Source organism: Actinophytocola sp., from assembly GCF_050699915.1.
GTDB lineage: Bacteria > Actinomycetota > Actinomycetes > Mycobacteriales > Pseudonocardiaceae > Actinophytocola.
Map to the genome: position 1 here is coordinate 1 of NZ_JBOHGA010000012.1, position 14974 is coordinate 14974.

Genomic DNA, 14974 nt, shown 5'->3' on the forward strand with positions numbered 1-14974 from the left:
ACAGATCCAGAGCACGTCGCCGGAACTCCGGCGGGTAGGGCTTCGGCACGACCAACGATCTCCTTCACAAGATCGTCGAACCCTATGTCTGCCAACCTTCGTGCCCGTGAAACGGGGGCAAGATCACCCCGTCCACCGAGGCGACCCAGGCCACCTCGTCCCGCCGCGAGGGGTGGGTCGACCACGAGACGCCGTCGACCGACACCGAACCCGTGCGGGACGACGCCGTGCCCGTCTCCTCGGCCAGCACGTCCGCGACCGACCCGCCGGACTGGCTCAGCTGCACGTACCGCCCGTCCACCGTGAGCCAGCCGACCCGGACCACCACGTCGGCCGCCGCGCCGGAGCCGACGCCCGAGGTCGACGACGAGTTCGGGTGCCAGGCGCGCGGCACGGCCGGCTGCCGGACCGGGAAGGCGACCGCGGACGCCGCGTCCGACAGCTTCGCCGACACGTCGACGCTCGGCGCCGAGGACCGGTCGACCGCCGGCGCGCCCGGGTCGAACGAGCAGCTGCGCGTCACTCCGACCAGCACGCCGACGATCAACAGCAGCACGAACATGGCCCCGACCATGTCGCGCATGCCGAGCCCGGCTCGCCCGGGCGGCCGCTCGCTGTCCGTCACCCGGCCATCCTCGCAGGCGCCGGAGATCACGCTCACTCGTGCCGGCGTCCCGAAATCTGGAAGGATCGGGAAGTTCTTTCGCGGGCGACAGTGGTGCGACAGCAGGGCAACAGCGAGACGACAGCGGGGCGACATCGGGAGGCGGCATGACTCAGACCACCGACCAGGCGAGCGACTTGCCACGACGCGAGATTCCCGACCGCAACCTGGCGTTGGAGCTGGTCCGCGTGACCGAGGCGGCGGCGATGGCGGCGGGCCGCTGGGTGGGTCGCGGCGACAAGAACGGCGGCGACGGCGCCGCCGTCGACGCGATGCGCAAGCTGATCGGCACGGTCTCGATGCGCGGCGTCGTCGTGATCGGCGAGGGTGAGAAGGACGAGGCGCCGATGCTCTACAACGGCGAGGAGGTCGGCAACGGCGACGGCCCCGATTGCGACGTCGCGGTCGACCCCATCGACGGGACCACGCTGATGGCCAAGGGGATGCCCAACGCGATCGCCGTGCTCGCGGCCACCGAGCGGGGCGCGATGTTCGACCCGTCCGCGGTGTTCTACATGGAGAAGCTCGCGGTCGGTCCGGAGGCGGCCGATGTCGTCGACATCACCGCGCCGGTCGCCGAGAACATCCGGCGGGTGGCCCGCGCGAAGCACACGGACGTGTCGGACGTCACTGTCTGCATTCTCGACCGGGCACGGCACGCGGACCTCGTCCGGGAGGTGCGCGACGCCGGCGCGCGGATCCACTTCATCACCGACGGCGACGTCGCGGGCGCGATCTCCGCGGCCCGGCCGAACACGGGTGTCGACATGTTGATCGGCATCGGCGGCACCCCGGAGGGGATCATCGCCGCGTGCGCGCTCAAGTGCATGGGCGGCGCGATCCAGGGCCGGCTGTGGCCCAAGGACGACGCCGAGCGGGACAAGGCGATCGGCGCCGGTCACGACCTGGACCGCGTGTTGCTGACCGACGACCTGGTCAGCGGCGACAACGCGTTCTTCTGCGCCACCGGCGTCACCGACGGCGACCTGCTGCGCGGCGTGCACTACCGCAGCGGCGGCTGCACCACGCAGTCGATCGTGATGCGCTCGAAGTCCGGCACGGTGCGGATGATCGACGGTTTCCACCGGCTGACCAAGCTGCGCCAGTACTCGACTGTCGACTTCGATCGGCTCGAGAAAACCCTGGACGAGAAGCCCCTACCGCCGCTGCCCTGACAACCGATCACCGACGATCGTCGGTTCCGGTCCCTACTTTCGCGGGTGTTACTCATTCGTGACGCCCGACTACCTTCCGCAACAGTGCCCAACCGGGGCATTGGGGCATGGAAGGAGAGAGAACATGCGAAAGCGTTCTCTGGTCGTGGGACTTCTTGCCGGTGCGGCGACCGCCTTGGCGGTCGCGTTGGTGCCGACCGCGTTCGCGGACGACAAGGCGGACATCACGCCGAAGATCGTGGGTGGCGGAGACGCCGACCAGACGTACTCGTTCATGGTGTCGCTGCAGGAGGGCGGCGGCCACTTCTGTGGTGGCTCGCTGATCAACCCCGAGTGGGTGCTCACCGCCGCGCACTGCGTTGAGGGCCAGGACGCCGCCAACGTGAACATGCGCATCGGCACCAACGAGCACCAGACGGGTGGCGAGGAGGCGCAGGCCGCCGAGATCGTCATCCACCCGGACTACGACGGCAGCTCGCCGGGCAACGACATCGCGCTGGTGAAGCTGGCGGCCGCGGCGACGTCCGCGCCGGTCGCGCTCGCCGCCGACGCGCCGGTGGGCACCGCGTCTCGCCTGCTCGGGTGGGGCCAGACCTGCCCGCAGCCGGGTGCCTGTGGCGCGCCGGACTTCCTGCAGCAGCTGGACGTCGAGGTGCTGGACGCAGCGCAGTGCACCGGCATCGACGGCGCGCTCGAGCTGTGCACCAGCAACCCGAACGGGAACGCCGGTGCGTGCTACGGCGACTCGGGTGGCCCGCAGATCGTGGGTCAGACCGGCGCCTTCCAGTTGATCGGTGTTACCAGCCGCAGCGGCAACGGTGACTCGACGTGCGCGACGGGACCGTCGATCTACACCAACGCGGTGGCCTACACCGACTGGATCGGTCAGACAACCGGGGCCTGACGATCCGACCGAAGGCCGCATGTGGGACACGGTCCCGCATGCGGCCTTCGGCTTTTTCGTAACGTTTGCGCACTGCTCCCGATGATCGGACAACCGGGCCGCGATCATGGGCGTCTTCTCCGGTACAGGCGCGAAGGGAGCCGGGTATGCGCGTGTCCACCTTGTTCGCCGCACTGGCCGTGGCCGGTGTCGCGCTCCTCTCGGCGTGCGGGTCGGGCGAGGAGGCCTCGAAGCCGCCGCTGCCGGGCACACCGACCCAGTCCACCGGCCCCACCCCGCCGAGCGCGCCGGCCAAGCCGGGCCCGACGAAGATCGGCACGCTGCCGGACGTCGTCGAGGCGAACGCGACGATCGTGAAGAAGCCCCCGCCGCCACCGCCGCCCCCGGCCGGTGTGCCGTGCGGCGGTGGCGCGGACGCGTGCATCGACCTGTCGGCGAACCAGGCGTGGCTGCTCGCGGGCGGCAAGGTCGCGGTCGGCCCGGTGCCGATCACCCATGGCCGGCCGGGCTGGGAGACCCCGCCGGGCACGTTCAACGTGGGGTGGAAGGACATCGACCACCTGAGCCGCGAGTTCGACAACGCCCCGATGCCGTACTCGGTGTTCTTCAACGGCGGCATCGCGTTCCACGAGGGCAGCCTGAGCGACCTTTCGCACGGCTGCATCCACCTGTCCAACTCGGCGGCCCAGTCGTTCTACGACGGCCTCGCGGTCGGCGACGTCGTACAGGTCGTCAGCTAGGCCGCCGTGGCCACCGAGGTCTTCGCGACCACCGAGCGGCTCGTCGTCCGACGGTTCGAGCCCGCGGACGTAGCGGCGTTCGCCGCGTACCGCTCGGAGCCGGCCGTCGCCCGCTACCAGGTGTGGTCGGCGCCGGTGCCGGTCGCGGACGCCCGACACCTGGTGACGGAGTTCGCCACCGCGGCCGAACAGGAGCCCGGCTGGTTCCAGTACGCGGTCGAGGCCGGCGGCGTGCTGGTCGGGGACGTCGCGATCTGCCGGCACGACAACGGGATGCAGGCCGAGCTGGGGTTCACGCTGGCCACCGCACACCAGGGCAGGGGCTACGCCACCGAGGCCGTCCGGTCCGTACTGGACCGCGTGTTCGCGACCGGCGTGCGCCGGGTGTCCGCGGAGTGCGATGCGCGGAACACGGCGTCGGCACGCCTGCTCGAGCGGCTCGGCTTCCAACGTGAGGGCCTGCGGCGCGAGCACTCCTGGCTCAAGGGCGAGTGGACCGACGACCTGCTGTTCGGGCTGCTGGCGCGGGAGTGGCGGGTCAGCTGACGTCGCTGGAGTGGCCCGGGAACAGGTGCGCCTCCGGGTTGAGGGCGACCGCGATGTTGTTGACCGCCGTGGCGGCCTCGCCGAAGCCCGTCGCGATGAGCTTGACCTTGCCCGGGTAGGCGGCGATGTCGCCGGCCGCGTAGATCATCTCCCGGGCCGTGCGCATGGTCGTGTCGACGGCCACCGCGCGGCGGGTGATCTCCAGGCCCCACGACTCGATCGGGCCAAGGTCGGCGGTGAAGCCCAACGCCGCCACCACCGTCTGCGCCGGGAGGACCACGCGCTCGTGGCCCGGGTCGGCCTTGACCTCGAGCTCGACCTCCGCGAGCCGGTCCGCCGAGTCGCCGCGCAGCTCGATCACCTGCGCGTCGGTGATGATCGGCACGCCCAGCTCGCGCACCTGCCGCACGGTCGCCGCGAACGCGCGGAACTTGTTGCGCCGGTGAACGAGCGTGACCGAGCTGGCGATCTCGTGCAGCGACAGCGCCCAGTCGAACGCCGAGTCGCCGCCGCCCACGATGACCACGTCCTGGTCGCGCAATGCCTCCAGCTCCGGCACGAAGTTGACCACGCCGCGGCCCAGCCAGCCGTCGCCGGCCGGCAGCGGGCGCGGGGTGAACTCGCCCATGCCCGCGGTGATCAGGATGGCGCCGGTCCGCACGACCGAACCGTCCTCCAGTCCCACGTCGAGCTTTCCGTCCACTTCGGACACCGTGCGGGCACGCCGGCCCAGCAGGTAGGTCGGCTTGAACTGGTCGGCCTGCTCGACCAGCGCGGAGACCAGGTCCCGGCCCAGCACCATCGGGAAGCCGGCCACGTCGAAGATCTTCTTCTCCGGGTACATCGCGGTGACCTGCCCGCCCGCCTCCGGCAGTGAGTCCACCACCGCTGTGCTCAGCTCGCGGAAGCCCGCGTAGTACGCGGCGAACAGCCCGGTCGGGCCAGCGCCGACGATCAGCAGGTCGACCTCGGAGGGAGTCTCGGCGGAGCTCATGCACACCTACCTAGTGGGGAGTGGCCAGCAACACCACAAACTACCCAAGCGGGCACCGTGGTCGCAGGCCAAACTTGAGAAGTGACCGAGAATGAGTTCAGGATCGAGCACGACACGATGGGCGAGGTCAGGGTGCCCGTTGACGCGCTGTGGCGGGCGCAGACCCAGCGCGCGGTGGAGAACTTCCCGATCTCCGGGCGGGGCCTGGAGCGCAGCCAGATCCGGGCGCTCGGCCTGCTCAAGGCCGCCGCCGCCCGGGCCAACCAGCGCCTCGGCGTGCTGGAGGACGACCTCGCCGAGGCCGTCGCCGCCGCGGCCGAGGAGGTCGCCGAGGGGCGCTACGACGACCAGTTCCCGATCGACGTGTTCCAGACCGGCTCGGGCACCTCGTCGAACATGAACGCGAACGAGGTCGTCGCAACGCTCGCCACCCGCCGGCTGGGGCGCGACGTGCACCCGAACGACCACGTCAACGCGTCGCAGTCGTCCAACGACACCTTCCCCACCACGATCCGGGTGGCCGCCACCGAGGCCGTCGTGCGTAACGTGGTCCCGGCGCTCGAGCACCTCGCGTCGGTGATCGAGGGGCGGGCCGGCGAGTGGACGTCGGTGGTCAAGTCGGGCCGCACGCACCTGATGGACGCCGTGCCGGTGACGCTCGGCCAGGAGGCGGGCGCGTGGGCGGCCCAGGTCCGGTACGGGGTCGAGCGGCTGCGCTCGTGCCTGCCGCGGCTGGCGGAGCTGCCCATCGGCGGCACCGCGGTGGGCAGCGGTCTCAACGCGCCGAACGGCTTCGGCGCGGCGGTCGCCGCTGAGCTCGCCTCGCTCACCGACCTGCCGCTGACCGAGGCCCGCGACCACTTCGAGGCGCAGGCCACGCAGGACGGCGTGGTCGAGGCGTCCGGCCAGCTCCGTACCGTGGCGGTGGCGCTGTACAAGATCGCCAACGACGTGCGGTGGCTCGGTTCCGGCCCGCGCACCGGCCTGGGCGAGCTGGCGCTGCCGGACCTGCAGCCGGGCTCGTCGATCATGCCGGGCAAGGTCAACCCGGTGATCTGCGAGGCCGCGATGATGGTGGTGGCGCAGGTGATCGGCAACGACACGGCGGTGACCTTCGCCGGCAGCCAGGGAAACTTCCAGCTGAACGTGATGCTGCCGGTGATCGCGCGGAACGTGCTGGAGTCGGCCCGCCTGATCGCCGCGGTGTCGGTGTTGTTGGCGGACAAGGTGTTCGCCGGCGTCGAGGCCAATGTGGACCGTCAACGCGAGTACGCCGAGTCGTCACCGTCGATCGTCACGCCGCTGAACCGCTACGTCGGCTACGAGGAGGCCGCGTCGATCGCGAAGCAGTCCCTCGCGGAGCGCCGGACCATCCGCGAGGTAGTCCTGGAACGCGGCCACGTGTCCGCGGGCAAACTCACGGAAGCGCAGCTGGACGAGGCGCTCGACGTGTTGCGCATGTCCCGCGGCGGCTGACTACCGCTTGACCCGAGCCCGCACGGCGAGAATCGCGAGCGCGAGGAGGACGGGCCCGAGCACCCGGGCGACCATGACCGTCCACTGCCCGGCCTCGGTCAGCTCCGCTCCCGGCTCCCGCAGCACCACGGCCCCGACCGCGATCTGCGCCGCCTCGGCCACCGGCTGCCCCCACACCGCGAGCAAGGTCCCCACGGTCACGATCAACACGACCAGCGCGGCGAGCGCGCGGGCGGCACGCTGTCCGTAGCCGGAGAGCAGCCAGTAGACCCAGAGGATCGCCCGCTCGGCTCGCGGGGAGTCCGTGGAGTGGCGACGCATCTCCATCTCGCCGTAGTAGAAGTCGCCCGCCCCCGCCTCGTTCTTGCTGTCCTCGAAGGCCTTTCGCAGCGACCGGTACACGTTCGCCATACGCTCCGGGTCCACCGACTCGATCTCCCAGTGGCCCGGCCGGTCGGTGGGCCACTCCCGCCAGGCGGACTCCTCGGCGATCGTCCGCCGCCGCGTCCGCCCGCCGCGCGGCGGGCGACCGAAGGGGCAGCGGCCGGAGAGCCGAAGCTGGTCCAGCCGGTGTGCCCCGGCGAACGCGCACCACCGCAGATCGACGTCGGCCACCTCGAGGTTGCTGACGTCGGTGGCGCGCAGCGAGCGCAGCCGCGGCAGCGCTCCGGTCCCGGAGATCAGCGACGAACCGCCGAACCGTGCCTGCTCGGCGAAGATGTCGCCGCCGTCAGCCCGGATGACCACGCCCTCCTCGTAGCGCGCGAACCGGCCGTTCAACCGTTCAACACGTACGTCGATCTCGGTTATCGCCGCGCAGCGCACCCTGGCCACGATGAGTTCGTCCGCGACCAGCGGACCGAACCACGCGCGCTTCTCGCACCGCGCGTTGACGAACTCGAGCACACCGGCCCGGATGTTGTCGAACTGGATCGTGCCGGCGAAGGTCGTGTCGTGGAAGCGGGCCTCCGCCCGGAAGTCCGCGCCGATGAATCGGGCCTGCTCGTCGAACCGAGCGTGGTCGAACACCGCACGACCACCGAACACGATGTTGTCGAACTGAACCACGCCGAGGAACCTCGCGTGCTCGAACGACGCGTTGCCGAACACTGTTCGGTCCGCTCCGCGAAGCCCGCCGAGCAGCCGTCGGACCAGTGACTCCTCCAGGACCGTTCCCCGGGCGTCGATGTCGCTGCCAGGGCCGAGCCTGCCCAGGTACGGGTCCAGAGACCCGCCGAGGTGAGCCAGGCAGTGACCGCCGAAGACAACGGCACCTGTGCAGGCCTGCTTCTCACAAGTGGGCCACGTGGGCTTGAAGGCGGGGCGCGGGTCGTCGGTCGGCACGGTTCCTTCGTAGCGCAGCCGCGCCCCGCCCTCGTCAGCTGGTCTCGATGTCGGCGATCACGCAGCTCACGTTGTCCGGGCCACCCTCCTGGTTGGCCAGCTCAACCAGGTGACCAACCGCAGCGTCCGGGTCCGCGATCGAGGACAGGACCGAGCGCAGCGTGTCGTCGGAGAGCACCCGGTGCAGCCCGTCGGAGCAGAGCAGGTAGCGGTCGCCGGCGCGGACGTCGTGCAGCCGGACGTCCGGCTCCCGCGTGCCGAGGGCGTGCAGCAGCAGCATCCGCTGCGGGTGGGTGGCCACCTCGTCGGCAGTCAGCTTGCCCTCGTCCACCATCTGCTGGACGACGGTGTGGTCGTGGGTGATCTGGAACAGCTCGTCGTCGCGCAGCAGGTACGCGCGGCTGTCGCCGATGTGCACCAGGCCGAGCTGCGAACCCGACCACAGCAGGGCGGTCAGCGTCGTGCCGCCGTCCGGCTCGGGGTCCGCCGACATCAGGTCGCGCACCGCCGTGCCGGCCCGGCGGCCGGCCTCGGACATCACGTTCAGCAGGTCGCCCGCTGGCACGGTGGCGTCGAGCGTGCGCAGCGCCTCGATCGCGGCCTCGCTGGCCGCGGCACCCGCGGCGCCGGAGCCGTACCCGTCGGCGACGGCGAGCACGCGCTGGCTGGCGTAGGCCCGGTCCTGGTTCGTCTCGCGGACCAGCCCGCGGTCGGTACGTACGGCGAAGCGGATGGTGAGCGGTGAGGTCATCGCTGCGTCCTTTCCGGACAGATGAGCGACGAGGAAGGACGCGAGGTCGCGCCGGGTCGCGGTCTCCGCCTCGACCTGGCGCCAGTACTCCGCCACGGCGGCCGCGGCCTCGGGACCAGGCAGGTCGCAGACCTCCTTGATCCGCGCGAGCGGCATGCCGAGCCGCCGCAGCCAGGCCACCAGCCGCGCCCGCTCCAGCTGGGCGGGCTCGTAGAGCCGGTACCCGCTGACCGGGTCGACGCGGGCCGGCCGCAGCAGCCCGAGCTCGTCGTAGAGCCGCAGCGCCTTCGGCGAGAGCCGCGACGCCCTGGCGAACGTGCCGATGGTCAGCAGCGACACCACGCACCTCCTCGAATGGACATCACCAACGCTGGCGCCTCCCCCATGGTGAAGGTCAAGTCGGGCGAATTGTCAGTCCCCGGGGGCATGATGGCGCTGTGTTACTCGCAGACGTCGTCGCGACCTCCGCCGCGGTCTCGGCCACCCGGTCCCGGCTGGCCAAGGTCGAGGCGCTCTCCGGGCTGCTGCGCCGCGCGGGCGACCAGGTCCGCACGGTCGTCGGGTTCCTCGCCGGGGCACCCCGCCAGGGACGGATCGGCACCGGCTGGCGGACGCTGGTCGACCTCGACGAGGCGCCCGCCGCGGAGCCGGGGCTGACGGTCGAGCGGGTGGACCGCGCCTTCGACGAGATCGCCGCGACCAGCGGGAAGGGCTCGGCGCAGCGACGGGGCGACCTGCTCCGCGACCTGTTCGGCCGGGCGACCGCCGCAGAGCAGCGGTTCCTCCTGCACCTGCTCGCCGGCGAGCTGCGCCAGGGCGCGCTCGAAGGCGTCATGCTCGACGCGATCGCCGCGGCCGCGGCGGTCGGCAAGGAGCCGGTGCGGCGGGCGTTCATGCTCTCCGGCCGCCTGCCCGACACCGCCGAGGCCGCGCTGCACGGTGGCGAGCCGGTGCTGGCCGAGTTCGGACTGGAGCTCGGCCGCCCGATCCGGCCCATGCTCGCCTCGCCGGCCGAGTCGCTCGCGGAGGCGCTGACCGGCCGGGTGGCGGTCGAGTACAAGCTCGACGGCGCGCGCATCCAGGTGCACAAGAACGGCGACGACGTACACATCTTCACGCGGACCCTGCGCGAGATCACCCGGTCCGTCCCCGAGCTGGTCGAGCTGGTCGCCAACCTGCCGGCCCGGCAGGCGGTCCTCGACGGCGAGACCCTCGCGCTCAACGACGACGGCCGGCCCCGCCCATTCCAGGAGACGATGAGCCGTTTCGGCGCCACCAGCGAGCGCGAGCTCCTCCTGCGCCCGTACTTCTTCGACTGCGTCCACCTCGACGGCACCGACCTCGTCGACGCCCCGCTGAGCGAACGGAACGAGGCGCTGCACAAGGCGGTGGGCGACGGCCTGGTCATCCCCGGCGCGCTGGAGCCGACCTCGGACGAGGCCGCGGCCGTCCTCGACGCGGCGCTGGCCAAGGGGCACGAGGGCGTCGTCGTCAAGGACCTCGACTCCACCTACCAGGCCGGCCGCCGGGGCAAGGCGTGGCGCAAGGTCAAGCCGGTGCACACCCTCGACCTCGTCGTCCTCGCCGCCGAATGGGGACACGGCAGGCGTACCGGCTACCTGTCCAACCTCCACCTCGGGGCCCGCGACCCCGACGGCGGCCCGCCGGTCATGGTCGGCAAGACGTTCAAGGGCCTCACCGACGAGCTGCTCGCCTGGCAGACGACCGAGTTCCCGAAGTACGAGGACCACCGCGACGACTGGACCGTGCACCTGCGCCCGCACCTGGTCGTCGAGATCGCGCTCGACGGCGTCCAGGTCAGCACGCGCTACGCGGGTGGCGTGGCCCTGCGCTTCGCCCGCGTGGTCCGCTACCGCCCGGACAAGGAGCCGCCGGAGGCCGACACCATCGACACCGTGCGGAACATGTTGCCCGGCCGCGCCTAGGCTCGTGAGGTGCGCTTCCTCAACGACACGACGCCGGCCTACGACCTGACCTACGACGACGTCTTCCTGGTGCCGGGCCGCTCGTCAGTCGAGTCCCGGTTCGACGTCGATCTGTCCACATCGGACGAAACAGGTGCCACGATTCCGGTGGTGGTGGCCAACATGACCGCGGTCGCCGGGCGCCGGATGGCCGAGACCGTGGCCCGCCGCGGTGGGCTGGTCGTGCTGCCTCAAGACGTCGACGCGACCGTGGTGGCCGACATCGTCGCCTGGGTGAAGTCCCGGCACACCGTCTGGGACACCCCGCTCGTGCTCACCCCCGGCGACGCGGTGGCCGACGCGCTCGGCCTGCTGCCCAAGCGCGCGCACGGGGCCGTCGTCGTGGTCGACGACCAGGGCCGGCCGGTCGGGGTCGTCGACGAGGCCGCCTGCGCCGGCGTGGACCGGTTCACCCGGGTCGGCGAGGTCGTCGACGCCGAGCTGGTCACCATGCCGCTCGCCACGCCGCCGCGCGAGGTCTTCGACCGGCTGCACGGCCGTACCGCCCGTGTCGCGCTCGGCGTCGACGAGGCGGGCCGGCTCGCGGGCGTGCTCACCGAGGTCGGCGCGCTGCGGGCGGAGCTGTACCGACCGGCCGCCGACGACACCGGGCGGCTGCGGGTGGCCGCCGCGATCGGCGTGACCGGTGACGTCGCCGCCAAGGCCGACGCGCTGCTCGGGGCCGGCGTCGACACGCTCGTCGTGGACACCGCGCACGGCCACCAGGAGAAGATGCTCGCCGCGCTCAAGGCGATCCGCTCGACCGGCCCGGCCGTGCCGGTCGTGGCCGGCAACGTGGTCACCGCCGACGGCGTGCGCGACCTGGTCGAGGCCGGAGCGGACGTGGTCAAGGTCGGCGTAGGCCCGGGCGCCATGTGTACGACGCGGATGATGACCGGCGTCGGCCGCCCGCAGTTCTCCTCGGTCGTCGAGTGCGGCCGGGCCGCCCGCGAGCTGGGCAAACGCGTCTGGGCCGACGGCGGCGTGCGGCACCCCCGGGACGTGGCGCTCGCGCTGGCGGCCGGCGCGTCGTCGGTGATGGTCGGCTCCTGGTTCGCCGGCACCTACGAGTCCCCCGGCGACCTGCAGCGCGACGAGCACGGCCAGCCCTACAAGGAGTCGTTCGGCATGGCGTCCAAGCGCGCCGTCACCGCCCGCACCCGCGGCGACGGCGCGTTCGACCGGGCCCGCAAGGCGCTGTTCGAGGAGGGCATCTCCACCTCGCGGATGCGCCTGGACCCGACCGCGCCGAGCGTGGAGGACCTGCTCGACTCGATCTGCTCGGGCGTGCGCTCCGCGTGCACCTACGCCGGCGCGCGGACCCTGGAGGACTTCCACGCGAAGGCGATCGTCGGCACCCAGTCCACGTCCGGCTTCGCCGAGGGCGCGCCGCTACCGCGTGGCTGGTAGGCCGAACCGCAGCGGCAGCAGCACGATCTGGCCGAACAGCGCCAGCTCCATCACGTACAGCAGCCGCTGGAACAGCCCGTTGAGGTGCTGCATGAGCTCGGGCACGATGCCGAAGTGGCTGGTGACGAACAGGACGACCAGCACCGAGGTGACCAACACGTTGGCGGACAACCACTTCCGGTACCGCGCCAGGTAGCCGACGTCGGCGAGCTGGCGGGTGATCAGGAACGCCGCGATCGGCACGCAGAAGAACGCCACGCCGGCCGCGTACCGGTGGATCTGCGCGGACACCGTCAGCTCCTCGCCGAGCGTGGTGGGGAAGACGGCCGCCAGCAAGGCGCCGAGCACGGCCAGCGCGAGCGCGAGCCGGGCGGCACCGCGGTCGGCCAGCCCGACCCTGCGCAGGCCGATCATCGCGCCGGCGCCGGCCACGCTCATGCACAGCACGGCGGCGCCGAACATCCAGCCGATCCCGGGTTCGAAGACGTAGAAGGACATCGTCGTGTCCAGCACGCCGACCCGATCCCAGCCGACGACCGTCAGCTGGATCATGAACAGCGCCGACAGCGCGATGCCGGACAGGCCAAGGCGCACGGCGAAGACGGACGGTCGCGGGGCGGCGGTGAGCACACGGCGCGTTGCCCGCTGCTGCTGGATCGGCACGAGGTTCGTCACAACTAAGACGCTCTCGCGCCGGGCGCCCCCGAACCATCCGGGAGACCACCGAGATGGCCCGGGGGCTACCCCTACTCAGGCCTCAGGATCCGAGGTCCTCCAACATCTCCGTGACCAGCGCGGCGATCGGCGAGCGCTCCGAGCGGGTCAGCGTGACGTGCGCGAACAGCGGATGACCCTTGAGCTTCTCGATCACCGCCGCGACGCCGTCGTGCCGGCCGACGCGCAGGTTGTCCCGCTGGGCGACGTCGTGGGTGAGCACCACCCGCGACCCCGTGCCAAGTCGCGACAGGACGGTCAGCAGCACGTTGCGCTCCAGCGACTGCGCCTCGTCGACGATCACGAAGGCGTCGTGCAGCGAGCGCCCGCGGATGTGGGTCAGCGGGAGCACCTCGAGCATGCCGCGGGCGAGCACCTCGTCGATCACGGCCTTGCTGACGAGCGCGCCGAGGGTGTCGAACACCGCCTGCGCCCACGGCTGCATCTTCTCGCTCTCCGAGCCGGGCAGGTAGCCGAGCTCCTGGCCGCCCACCGCGTACACCGGCCGGAAGACCACGACCTTGCGGTGCAGCCCGCGCTCCATGACCGCCTCGAGCCCGGCGCACAGCGCGAGCGCCGACTTGCCGGTGCCGGCGCGGCCGCCGAGCGAGACGATGCCGACCTCGGGATCGAGCAGCAGGTCGAGCGCGACCCGTTGCTCGGCGGAGCGGCCGTGCAAGCCGAACGCCTCCCGGTCGCCGCGGACGAGCTGAACCTGCTTGTCCTTGGTGACCCGGCCGAGCGCGCTCGCCGACGCGGAGATCAGCCGCAGACCGGTGTTGCACGGGTACTCGGCGGTGGGCTGCGCGGTCTCCTCGCCGCCGAACTCGGCCAGGTCGATCTCGCCGTCGCGGTACAGGGCGTCGAGGGCCTCGGCGGGCACCTCGAGGTCGACCATCCCGGTCCAGCCGGACGGGGTGACGTCCATCGCGCGGTACTCGTCGGCCTCCAGACCGACCGCGGCGGCCTTGACGCGCAGCGGGATGTCCTTGGTGACGAGCACGACGCCCTCGACCTCGGCCGCCAGGTTCAGCGCGCAGGCGAGGATCCGCGCGTCGTTGGAGTCGGCGCGGAAGCCGGGCGGCAGCACACCGGGGTCGGAGTGGTTCAGCTCCACGTGCAGCGTGCCGTCGTGGGTGCCGATGGGTATCGGCTTGTCCAGCCGGGCGTGCCGTTGGCGCAGGTCGTCGAGCAGGCGGAGGGCCTCTCTGGCGAACCAGCCGAGCTCGGGATGGTGCCGCTTGCCCTCGAGCTCACCGATGACGACTAGCGGGAGGACGACCGCGTGCTCGGCGAACCGAGTCACCGCCCACGGGTCGGAGAGCAGTACGGACGTGTCGAGAACGTAGGTACGGCGCTGGTCACCCGGGCCTCCTGAGGAACGCGATGCGGTCACGGCAACTCCCATGGCGAACGCGACACCCTCGTTCGCTCCTCGTAGGGCCAGGCACCCACCCAGGCTGGGCGATCAGGTCGGCGTCCAGAGCCTCCTCGACGCCGACCGCGTCGCCCACGAGGGCCGGGTGCCGGCCCTCTCGATCGTTGCCATCACGACCTGGGCCTCCCGGAACGGGCCGCGTGGGCACGACCCGCTACTTCGGACGCTACCCGCGGTCGCGGTTACCCGACAGCCAGCCACGCAGGTGATTTTCGTTTCGTGATCGCACGTGCAGATGCGGATGACGATTACACGGAGTGATCTTGCCCGCTCACCTGGGGTACCCACCATCCAGGCGACCCGCATCGGCCGTTCACGGCCGCTCCAGCCCCTGACCAGGCACGGTCCACCGCGGGCGCACCGCCCGGTGATCACGCAGATGAACCGTTTAATCCGCACGGAAACCCGGAAATGGTGAACCTGTCGAAATCCGCAACACGAAGGAGTATTCGACGACGCGAAGCCACCGGATTGCTAGTAACTTGATCGCGACGGAGTGCACAGACGGACCCCGTGAGTTTCCCGAAACCCCATTGTTTGAAGGAGATGGAAACGTGCTGAAGAAGGTTGGCATTGTCGCCGCTGCCGCCATCGGACTGTCGATGCTCGCCACCCCGGCGATCGCCTCGGCGAGCCCGCACGGCGACATGGACCTGCCGGGCATGGTGGAGCAGGGTTCCTACCCGACGTTCGGTGACGCGTACAACACGTTCATCGTCGGTGGTGGCGCACTGGGCTACGGCGCCGCCTCCCTGGTGGCCGGCGCCTACACCGGCATCGCCACCACGCCGGCGCTGATCGCCCACTCGTTCTGCAACGGCTGCGACGACTGA

Annotated in this window: 14 protein-coding genes; 8 read left to right on the plus strand and 6 right to left on the minus strand. The window is 71.4% G+C overall.

All coding sequences use genetic code 11. The features are described from left to right. Positions 1-82: 82 nt before the first annotated feature. On the minus strand, positions 83-625 hold the full coding sequence (locus tag ACRDSK_RS03810) for a DUF4245 family protein (protein ID WP_431438468.1): 543 nt from the start codon (positions 623-625) through the stop codon (positions 83-85). 146 nt (positions 626-771) lie between these two features. Between ACRDSK_RS03810 and glpX the strand changes: the two genes are divergently transcribed. From glpX to ACRDSK_RS03830, 4 genes are all read left to right on the plus strand, one after another. After that, entirely contained in the window at positions 772-1839 is a 1068-nt protein-coding gene (gene glpX / locus ACRDSK_RS03815; RefSeq protein ID WP_431438469.1) for a class II fructose-bisphosphatase, read from the plus strand. 124 nt (positions 1840-1963) lie between these two features. Next, a complete protein-coding gene (locus ACRDSK_RS03820) occupies positions 1964-2743 on the plus strand; it encodes a S1 family peptidase (RefSeq protein WP_431438470.1) in 780 nt (259 codons plus the stop codon). Positions 2744-2889: 146 nt separating this feature from the next. Further along, on the plus strand, positions 2890-3483 hold the full coding sequence (locus tag ACRDSK_RS03825; RefSeq protein ID WP_431438471.1) for a L,D-transpeptidase: 594 nt from the start codon (positions 2890-2892) through the stop codon (positions 3481-3483). Between the two features lie 6 nt (positions 3484-3489). Then, the gene (locus tag ACRDSK_RS03830) at positions 3490-4029 is read left to right on the plus strand and encodes a GNAT family N-acetyltransferase (protein ID WP_431438473.1); all 540 of its coding nucleotides are present in this window, start codon (positions 3490-3492) and stop codon (positions 4027-4029) included. Here the strand turns inward: ACRDSK_RS03830 and ACRDSK_RS03835 are convergent. Then, positions 4022-5023: an NAD(P)/FAD-dependent oxidoreductase gene (locus ACRDSK_RS03835; protein WP_431438474.1), complete on the minus strand. Its 1002-nt coding sequence runs from the start codon at positions 5021-5023 to the stop codon at positions 4022-4024. The genes ACRDSK_RS03830 and ACRDSK_RS03835 overlap by 8 nt on opposite strands. 81 nt (positions 5024-5104) lie before the next feature. On the opposite strand from ACRDSK_RS03835, the gene ACRDSK_RS03840 reads away from it, so the two are divergent. Next, a complete protein-coding gene (locus ACRDSK_RS03840) occupies positions 5105-6499 on the plus strand; it encodes a class II fumarate hydratase (RefSeq protein ID WP_431438475.1) in 1395 nt (464 codons plus the stop codon). On the opposite strand, the gene ACRDSK_RS03845 is transcribed toward ACRDSK_RS03840, so the two are convergent. After that, complete coding sequence (locus ACRDSK_RS03845) at positions 6500-7843, minus strand: pentapeptide repeat-containing protein (protein WP_431438476.1); 1344 nt, start codon at positions 7841-7843, stop codon at positions 6500-6502. It abuts the gene before it with no gap. 34 nt (positions 7844-7877) lie between these two features. Continuing rightward, positions 7878-8933 (minus strand): MerR family transcriptional regulator, encoded by a 1056-nt coding sequence (locus tag ACRDSK_RS03850; protein ID WP_431438477.1) that lies wholly within the window; start codon positions 8931-8933, stop codon positions 7878-7880. Between the two features lie 98 nt (positions 8934-9031). Between ACRDSK_RS03850 and ACRDSK_RS03855 the strand changes: the two genes are divergently transcribed. Together ACRDSK_RS03855 and ACRDSK_RS03860 are read left to right on the plus strand one after the other, a co-directional pair. Beyond that, positions 9032-10540 carry an ATP-dependent DNA ligase gene (locus tag ACRDSK_RS03855; RefSeq protein ID WP_431438478.1) on the plus strand — a complete coding sequence of 503 codons (1509 nt, stop codon included), beginning with the start codon at positions 9032-9034 and terminating at the stop codon, positions 10538-10540. A 9-nt stretch (positions 10541-10549) separates the two neighbouring features. Beyond that, entirely contained in the window at positions 10550-11989 is a 1440-nt protein-coding gene (locus tag ACRDSK_RS03860; protein ID WP_431438479.1) for a GuaB1 family IMP dehydrogenase-related protein, read from the plus strand. On the opposite strand, the gene ACRDSK_RS03865 is transcribed toward ACRDSK_RS03860, so the two are convergent. Together ACRDSK_RS03865 and ACRDSK_RS03870 are read right to left on the minus strand one after the other, a co-directional pair. Then, entirely contained in the window at positions 11972-12664 is a 693-nt protein-coding gene (locus tag ACRDSK_RS03865; RefSeq protein ID WP_431438480.1) for a DUF998 domain-containing protein, read from the minus strand. The two genes, ACRDSK_RS03860 and ACRDSK_RS03865, sit on opposite strands and share 18 nt — an antisense overlap. An 82-nt stretch (positions 12665-12746) precedes the next feature. Continuing rightward, a complete protein-coding gene (locus ACRDSK_RS03870) occupies positions 12747-14099 on the minus strand; it encodes a PhoH family protein (protein ID WP_431438481.1) in 1353 nt (450 codons plus the stop codon). Positions 14100-14695: 596 nt separating this feature from the next. Here ACRDSK_RS03870 and ACRDSK_RS03875 point away from each other — a divergent pair. After that, positions 14696-14974, plus strand: a complete 279-nt coding sequence (locus ACRDSK_RS03875) for a hypothetical protein (protein WP_431438482.1) — start codon at positions 14696-14698, stop codon at positions 14972-14974.

Coding starts and splice junctions, on each gene's coding strand:
- glpX (WP_431438469.1), top strand. CDS start 772: ATGACTCAGACCACCGACCAGGCGAGCGACTTGCCACGACGCGAGATT.
- ACRDSK_RS03820 (WP_431438470.1), top strand. CDS start 1,964: ATGCGAAAGCGTTCTCTGGTCGTGGGACTTCTTGCCGGTGCGGCGACC.
- ACRDSK_RS03825 (WP_431438471.1), top strand. CDS start 2,890: ATGCGCGTGTCCACCTTGTTCGCCGCACTGGCCGTGGCCGGTGTCGCG.
- ACRDSK_RS03835 (WP_431438474.1), bottom strand. CDS start 5,023: ATGAGCTCCGCCGAGACTCCCTCCGAGGTCGACCTGCTGATCGTCGGC.